The organism is Nocardia jinanensis (assembly GCF_014645735.1).
In the GTDB taxonomy this organism is placed as follows: domain Bacteria; phylum Actinomycetota; class Actinomycetes; order Mycobacteriales; family Mycobacteriaceae; genus Nocardia; species Nocardia jinanensis.
The window spans coordinates 1-944 of the sequence record NZ_BMMH01000064.1 but is presented as its reverse complement, the minus strand read 5'-3'; the positions used below and the strand labels follow the sequence as shown (position 1 = coordinate 944).

1 protein-coding gene is annotated in these 944 nt (G+C 66.4%); it reads left to right on the top strand.

The window, feature by feature from the left end:
* The coding region (locus tag IEY68_RS35855; protein WP_189094734.1) for an IS630 family transposase at window positions 1-944 on the top strand (944 nt) is incomplete at both ends.

Below are 944 nucleotides of genomic sequence, written 5' to 3'. Positions count from 1 at the left end.
GCGGGCGGCGACCTCGACGCAGGCGTATGCGTTGCGGTGCCGGATCGTGCTGGCATGTGCGGAGCCGGGGGCGGCGAATGCGCATGTGGCGGCAGCGGTCGGTGTCACGCCGATGACCGTGGCGAAGTGGCGGAAACGGTTCATCGACCACGGTCTGCCCGGGCTGGCCGATGAGCCTCGGCCGGGCCGGCCGCCGTCGATCCTGCTGGACCGCGTGGAGCAGGTGCTGGCGTTGACCCTGGAGCAGACTCCGCGTGATGCCACGCATTGGTCGCGGTCCTCGATGGCCGATCGGACCGGGCTGTCGAAATCGACGATCGGGCGGATCTGGCGGCGGTTCGAGCTGAAACCGCACCTGGTCGACGGGTTCAAGCTGTCGACCGACCCGTTGTTCGTAGAGAAAGTGGTCGACGTCGTCGGCCTCTACCACAATCCGCCCGAGCGGGCCGTCGTCCTGTGTGTGGACGAGAAATCACAGATGCAGGCTCTGGATCGTTCCCAGCCGGTGTTGCCGATGATGCCGGGCATGCCCGAACGCCGTACCCACGACTACGCCCGCCACGGCACTACCAGCCTGTTCGCCGCGTTCAACATCGCCGACGGCACCGTGATCGGTGAGCTGCACCGCCGCCACCGGGCGACCGAGTTCCGCAAGTTCCTGGTCACGATCGACAAGACCGTGCCCGCCGAACTCGATGTCCACCTGGTCTGTGACAACCTCGCCACCCACAAGACCCCGATCGTCAACGAATGGCTCGCCCGGCACCCCCGCTTCCACGTCCACTTCACCCCGACCGGCTCGTCCTGGCTCAACCAGGTGGAGCGCTGGTTCGGATACCTCACCGACCAGCTCACCCGCCGCGGTGTCCACAAAAGCGTTGCGGCACTGGAGAAAGACGTCACCACGTGGATCGAGTGCTGGAACGAGAATCCACGGCCGTTCG